Origin of the sequence: Neisseria sp. 27098_8_158 (assembly GCF_041433145.1) — a bacterium.
Lineage (GTDB): Bacteria > Pseudomonadota > Gammaproteobacteria > Burkholderiales > Neisseriaceae > Neisseria > Neisseria subflava_E.
Map to the genome: position 1 here is coordinate 1 of NZ_JAPWAZ010000007.1, position 6,750 is coordinate 6,750.

The 6,750-nt window shown below is 45.7% G+C and carries 4 protein-coding genes; 3 read left to right on the forward strand and 1 reads right to left on the reverse strand.

Translation table 11 applies throughout. The features are described 5' to 3' along the window. Nucleotides 1–1,411: YadA family autotransporter adhesin (locus O3681_RS10965; RefSeq protein WP_371459954.1), on the forward strand; the 1,411-nt coding region annotated here is incomplete at its 5' end. A gap of 232 nt (nt 1,412–1,643) precedes the next feature. On the opposite strand, the gene dusA is transcribed toward O3681_RS10965, so the two are convergent. Then, on the reverse strand, nt 1,644–2,648 hold the full coding sequence (gene dusA, locus O3681_RS10970) for a tRNA dihydrouridine(20/20a) synthase DusA (protein WP_371459957.1): 1,005 nt from the start codon (nt 2,646–2,648) through the stop codon (nt 1,644–1,646). A 217-nt stretch (nt 2,649–2,865) separates the two neighbouring features. On the opposite strand from dusA, the gene O3681_RS10975 reads away from it, so the two are divergent. Both O3681_RS10975 and O3681_RS10980 read left to right on the forward strand, forming a co-directional pair. Continuing rightward, a complete protein-coding gene (locus O3681_RS10975; RefSeq protein ID WP_371459955.1) occupies nt 2,866–3,486 on the forward strand; it encodes an L-threonylcarbamoyladenylate synthase in 621 nt (206 codons plus the stop codon). A 566-nt stretch (nt 3,487–4,052) separates the two neighbouring features. After that, nucleotides 4,053–6,750 (forward strand): ESPR-type extended signal peptide-containing protein (locus O3681_RS10980; protein WP_371459956.1); only part of this gene is annotated, 2,698 nt, incomplete at its 3' end.

Sequence of the window (6,750 nt, forward strand, 5' to 3'; positions counted from 1 at the left end):
TAAAGACAACGGCAACGGCACTCACACTGTAACCATCACTGATGGCGAAGGTAACACCACTACTACCATCGTTAAAGACGGTGCAACTGGTGCTGCTGGTGCCAAAGGTGATACCGGTGCCGACGGTAAGAACGCTAAAGCCGAAGTTAAAGACAACGGTAACGGCACTCACACCGTAACCATCACTGATGGCGAAGGTAAAACCACTACCACTATCGTTAAAGACGGTGTAGACGGTAAGAACGCCAAAGCCGAAGTTAAAGACAACGGCAACGGCACTCACACTGTAACCATCACTGATGGCGAAGGTAAAACCACTACTACCATCGTTAAAGACGGTGCAACTGGTGCTAAAGGTGATACTGGTGCAGATGGTAAGAATGCTGAAGCCGAAGTTAAAGACAACGGTGACGGTACTCACACTGTAACCATCAAAGACGGTAACGGTAACACTACTACTACTACTGTTAAAGATGGTGCAACCGGTGCAACTGGTGCAGACGGTAAGAATGCTGAAGCCGAAGTTAAAGACAACGGTGACGGTACTCACACTGTAACCATCAAAGACGGTAACGGTAACACTACTACTACTACTGTTAAAGACGGTGCAACCGGTGCCAAAGGTGATACCGGTGAAAACGGTAAGTCTGCTGAAGGTAAAGTTGAGCGTGATGAAGCTAAAGGTACTTCTACCATTACTATCAACAACTTCGATAAAGACGGTAAAGTCATCTCTACTACTACCGCAACCGTGAAAGATGGTAAAGACGGTAAAGATGGTAAAGATGCTGATGGCACCTTCGGTTTGCGTGATGAGGAAAACAAAGAAATCACCAAACCACTGAATAACACTATTCAGATTAAAGGTGATGCGGGTACTAAAGTTCAAGTATTCGACAAAGCAACCGGTAAGACTTCAGAGAAAGAAGTTCAAAACATCTTCGTTAAGAAAGACGGCGATGCGCTGAAAGTCAGCTTGAACCCTGATCTGACCGTTAACAGTGTTACTACTAACGAACTGAAAGCAGGTCCTGTAACCATCAACCAAGGTGGTATCGATGCCGGCAACACTACTATTAAAAATGTTGCTCCAGGTAAGAACGGTACCGATGCGGTTAACGTTGACCAGCTGAACCAAAAATTCGGCGATGTGAACAGCAATGTGAACAAGGTTGACAACAACGCCCGCGCAGGTGTGGCTCAAGCTCTGGCTACTGCCGGTCTGCCACAAGCTTACTTGCCAGGTAAGAGCATGCTGGCTATCGGTGGCGGTCACTACCGCGGTGAAACCGGTTACGCTGTCGGCTTCTCTAGCATCTCCGATGGTGGTAACTGGATCATCAAAGGTACTGCTTCCGGCAACTCACGTGGTCACTTCGGTGCTACCGCAGCAGTTGGTTACCAATGGTAATCTGACTTTCAGACGGCCTGAAAAGGCTGTCTGAAAAGACGAAGCAAAATAAATGCGGCCTATTTAGGCCGCATTTTTTTATGCTTAGATTATGTTTTGGGTTTATTCGATGAATTAATCGTAATAGTAGCTAAAGAGAAATGAATATATCTTTAGCAGTCTGTTGTAATTTAAAAGGCCGTCTGAAAATGGATGTTTCAGACGGCCTTTCATTTATTCGCACGATATGCCATTAATCCCAAATATTTGCGCGTTCGACTTCTTTCCATGCGTCTAGAATCAGACTGCCGTCGTTGTCTTTCAGCAAAGCGGCATCTGAGAGCATACGGCGCCAAGTGCGGGCATTTTTTAGGCCGTGCATCAAGCCTAGTGCATGGCGGACGATATGGCGCAGGATGGTGCCGCGTCCTGAGGCGATTTGTTCACGGCTGTATGCGTATAGCCAAGCTGCTAAGTCTGCGTATTGGATTGGTGCGTGTGCGTCGTTGTAAAACAGTGCATCCCAATCGCGCATCAGCATTGGATTGTGATAAGCCTCGCGCCCGATCATGACGCCATCGACAAATTTTAAGTGTTCGGCGATTTCTTCGTTGGTAGTGATGCCGCCGTTAATCAAAATTTCCAAGTCGGGAAAATCTTGTTTTAAGCGATATACGTATTCATATTTGAGTGGCGGAACTTCGCGGTTTTCTTTCGGGGATAAACCGTCCAGCCAAGCATTACGTGCATGGACAATAAATGTGCGGCAGGCTGTTTTTTCGCGAAGTGTTCCCACAAAATCTGCCACAACTTGATATTCTGTCTGTCTGTCTACGCCGATGCGGTGTTTGACTGTCACCGGAATTTCAACTGCATCCTGCATCGCGTTCAAACAATTTGCCACCAAATCTACATCATTCATCAGGCAAGCACCGAAAGCGCCTTTTTGAACGCGTGGGCTGGGGCAGCCGCAATTTAGGTTGACTTCATTATAGCCATACGCTTCAGCCGCTTTGGCAGCGATTGCCAAGTCATGCGGATCTGAGCCGCCAAGCTGTAAAGCTACCGGTTGCTCGCCTTCGTTGAAACTCAAAAAGCGGTCTTTATCTCCGTAAACCACTGCGCCTGAATTGACCATTTCGCTATAAAGCCAAGCATTGCGTGTAATTTGTCGCGCCATAAAGCGATAGTGTCTGTCTGTCCAATCGAGCATGGGTGCAACAGACAAGCGGCGGGAAGGTAGGGAAGAAGCAGGCATTGAGATGACTTTCAAACAAAATAATGCATTATATAGTGTATTAAATTGACTTTCGATATCGGCCGGTAAATCAAAATGATATATAAGGTATCACTGGGTGCAGCCGTGTTGTAGCAGAGGCTAAATCCATTCATGGTGGTGGAAATCCAATATTCAGACGGCCAAATAAGTTTTAAAATGTCAAACAACAAACCATTAGAATGATAAGGAAAAAAACATGGCACAATTTTTCGCCATCCATCCCGATAATCCCCAAGACCGCCTCATCAAGCAAGCCGCCGATATTGTCCGCAGTGGCGGCGTCATCGTTTACCCTACGGATTCCTGCTATGCGCTGGGCTGCAAACTGGGCGACAAAACCGCGATGGAGCGCATTCTCGCGATTCGTAAAATCGATCAAAAACACCATCTGACCCTGATGTGTGCCGATTTGAGCGAATTGGGTACTTACGCCAAAGTAGATAATGCCCAATTCCGCCAGCTCAAAGCAGCTACGCCCGGCAGCTACACCTTTATCCTGCAGGCAACTAAAGAAGTACCCAATCGCACGCTTCACCCCAAACGTAAAACCATCGGCCTGCGTGTTCCTGATAACGCTACTGCCTTGGCGCTTTTGCAAGAATTGAGCGAACCTATTTTAAGTTGCACCCTTATGCTTCCTGAAGACGGAGAGCCATTGACTGATCCATACGAAATCCGAGATCGTCTTGAGCATGCTGTTGATTTGGTTATTGATGGCGGCTGGTGCGGTACTGAGCCGACGACGGTTATCGATATGACTGATGGCACTGAGCTGATTCGTCAAGGCAAGGGCGATATTGCCGTATTCGGTTTGTAAAACCATCCGCATTTGTATAAGTAGGGATATACGTATTCTTTCTATGACGTATTAAAAGCATATTGCCAATTTTATTGATAGCTCAAAAAACAAATTATTCAATTAAGCAATTGTTCAAAATCATTTCATCAAAGGCCGTCTGAAATCTTTCAGACGGCCTTTTCCATTTTTTAGAAAACAATTCATTTTAAATAAAATTCCGAGCAATTGGCACGATGCTTGCATGATTACCGTGATTGCTGATGACTTGTCGACGGAATACAACATTACGCTTATTAATAAAAACATGACTGGAGAACTTTTGATGATTGGTTTTTCTGTTCAAACGTCATGATTTTGTTTAAAAATTAAAGATAATCGGTTGATATTTTAGACTAGCGGATATTTTGTAAGTATGAAATACTATACCGTTGCGGGATAGTCAAAAGCCTAAATTTTGTCTCAAAGTGACAATAAACGTCAGCTTGAGATAAGCATTTTGCTGGGAAACCCCCGCATAAATTCTTAAAGTAGCGTCATGCTCATGCTCACGCTTTTACCTATCATAAAAAGAGAAAGACACACCTATGAATAAGATATTTAAAGTTGTTTGGAACCGTACGATTCAATCTTTTGTCGTAACTTCCGAATTGGCCAAAGGCCGTGTGAAATCGTCTGCAGAACAAAACAGTACAGATGTATCTGCCGAATCCGGTAAAAATGGTATCGCGACAGTTTTCAGATTGACAGTAATTTCGGCAGCTCTTTTTGGGGCAAGCAATGCATATGCGGCAACTGCTCAGGTTGGACGAATTGAAGTTGATAACACAACTAGTGCTACTGCGATCAGCGGTGCAACAGCAACAGGTGTTGGTGCATTAGGGGTAGGATTAACGGCACAAGCCAATCAAGGTAACGCTATTGCCATAGGTAATTCAGCCCAAGCTCAAACTGGAAATACCATTGCCATCGGTAAAAGTGCAGTGGCAAATTCTCCAGCTTCGGGTAGTGCGCCATCAAGTGCTATTGCACTTGGTGCAGACGCGAATGCAACCGGCCTTGGTACGATTGCTATTGGACGTGCATCTGAGGTTCTCTCCCAAAATAGTATGAATGTGAATGTAACTCACAATAATATTGCTATTGGTAATACGGCTCGAGTAGGCGATTCAAGTAGTTCTAAGATAACTCAGTCTATTGCTATTGGTTCAGGTAACCGTGTTGATAAACAGGGCAGACCTGAGGGTGCGTGGGCAAAGGGAGACCAATCTATTGCGGTTGGTGGTAATGTCGTGGCTAATGGTAATTCATCTGTTGCTATTGGTGGTGATGATTTAGATGCGGTAGGTGGTACTCGATATTCTGGCAATGCAACGGATAAATTCATCAACTATAATGAAAAAGGTGCAAAGACCGGTGAATATACGCTGAGCGGTAAAAGTCTGCGTGATATTTATAAAGAGATGACTGGTGATACGATGTATGGCGGTTCTTATGGTAATACTATTGCCGGTCAAGGTTCTGTTGCATTAGGTGTGCAGTCTAATTCATCTGCCGATTTGTCTCTGGCTATCGGTACCAAATCTCAGGCCACTGCCTTTGGTGGTGTAGCTTTGGGTACAGGTGCGAAGGCTACTTTGCTGAACTCTGTGGCTTTGGGTACGGCTTCTAAAACCGATAAAGAAGGTCAGGCATACGTTCAACGCGAAATTATGGGTGTAACCTATACTTGGGCAGGCGGTCAAACTACCGATGCCGGTGATGTTGTGTCTGTCGGTTCTAAAGGTTACGAACGCCAAATCATCAATGTATCCCCTGGCGATATTTCTGCTACTTCTACTGATGCTATCAACGGCTCTCAACTTTATGGCGTTTTGAGTGCAATTGAGCGTGTCCGCTATTTCTCTGTTAAGTCAGAAGAAGGCAAAACTGACGGTACGAAAAACTGGAACAATGACGGTGCAAAAGCAACCAATTCGATTGCTATCGGACCGAATGCGGCAACAAGCACTGGTGCGACGGGTAGTGTTTCCTTGGGTCATAATGCCAACGTACTTGGCGAAGATTCTGTTGCTGTTGGTCCAAATGCAACGGTAACTTCGAGAACTGTTGGCGCTGTTGCCTTAGGCTCTAATGCCAATTCCCGCGGTACAGGTTCTATCGCCATAGGTTTGAATACGGAAAATAATTACAATTACTCTGTAGTCGTCGGTGCTCACAGTAGAGCCAACTACGAAAATGCAACCGTTGTCGGTGCAAGGGCAGCGGCACAAAATAACGGTACGGCAATGGGCTATTTGTCCAATGCAGTCGGTGATGATTCTGTTGCAATCGGTCATCAGGCGCAGACAACGCAAGCTTATTCTATCGCCATTGGTAAGCAGGCAAACAGTTCAGGCCTTTATTCCACCGCTATTGGTTCCTCAGCCCAAGCTGCCGGGCAGAATAGTTTTGCCGGCGGTAATAATGCAAAAGCGACTGGAAGCGATTCAGTTGCTTTGGGTAGTGGCGCGACGACTACGGTTGGTAGCTCTGTTGCATTGGGTAATGGTGCTGTTGGCACTGCCAATAATTTTGATGCAACAGCTAAAAATGCAACATTCAAAAACGATAGCGGTACGACGACTAATGTCAGCTATGCAGCTTCTTCATCCGCTAAAACAGGCGCGGTTTCTGTAGGCAGTGCAGGCAATGAACGCCAAATCCAGAATGTTGCCGCAGGCCGTATTTCCGCCACTTCGACCGATGCGGTCAATGGTAGCCAGCTGTACACCGTTATGAACAATGTTGGACACAATATCCAACAAAACGGTACAGACAAATCCCGTATCAACAACAACGGTACAGTCAACTACGCCGATGGCAATTTGACGACCGTTGCAATCACCGATGGCGAGAATGCATCAAAAGTTCAAATCAACGTCACTCAAGGCTCATTGTCTGTCGATAATAATGGCACAGTGTCCGCACCGACTGCCGGTGTAGCGACTGTCGGCGATGTAGCCAATGCCATCAATAATGCCAAAACCACAACCAAGGTGGAGGCAGGCAGCAACACGCATGTCAATAAGACAACTTCAGGCAAAGAAACCACTTATACCGTCAGCGCAGATAAAGCAACGGTACAAGTTTCCAATACTTTGAATTTGACCTCCAATGCTACAACCGCAGCCGATGGTGCAGTCACAACTGAGTACAGTATCGATCTTGCTCAAAGTACTAAAGATAACATCCAAAAAGGTGTGGACGCCAAAACCACCGTTGACACTAAAGGCCTGACCTTCA

What these genes read in the sequence shown, in the direction of transcription:
- O3681_RS10975 (WP_371459955.1), top strand. Translation starts at nt 2,866, where the DNA reads ATGGCACAATTTTTCGCCATCCATCCCGATAATCCCCAAGACCGCCTC.
- dusA (WP_371459957.1), bottom strand. Translation starts at nt 2,648, where the DNA reads ATGCCTGCTTCTTCCCTACCTTCCCGCCGCTTGTCTGTTGCACCCATG.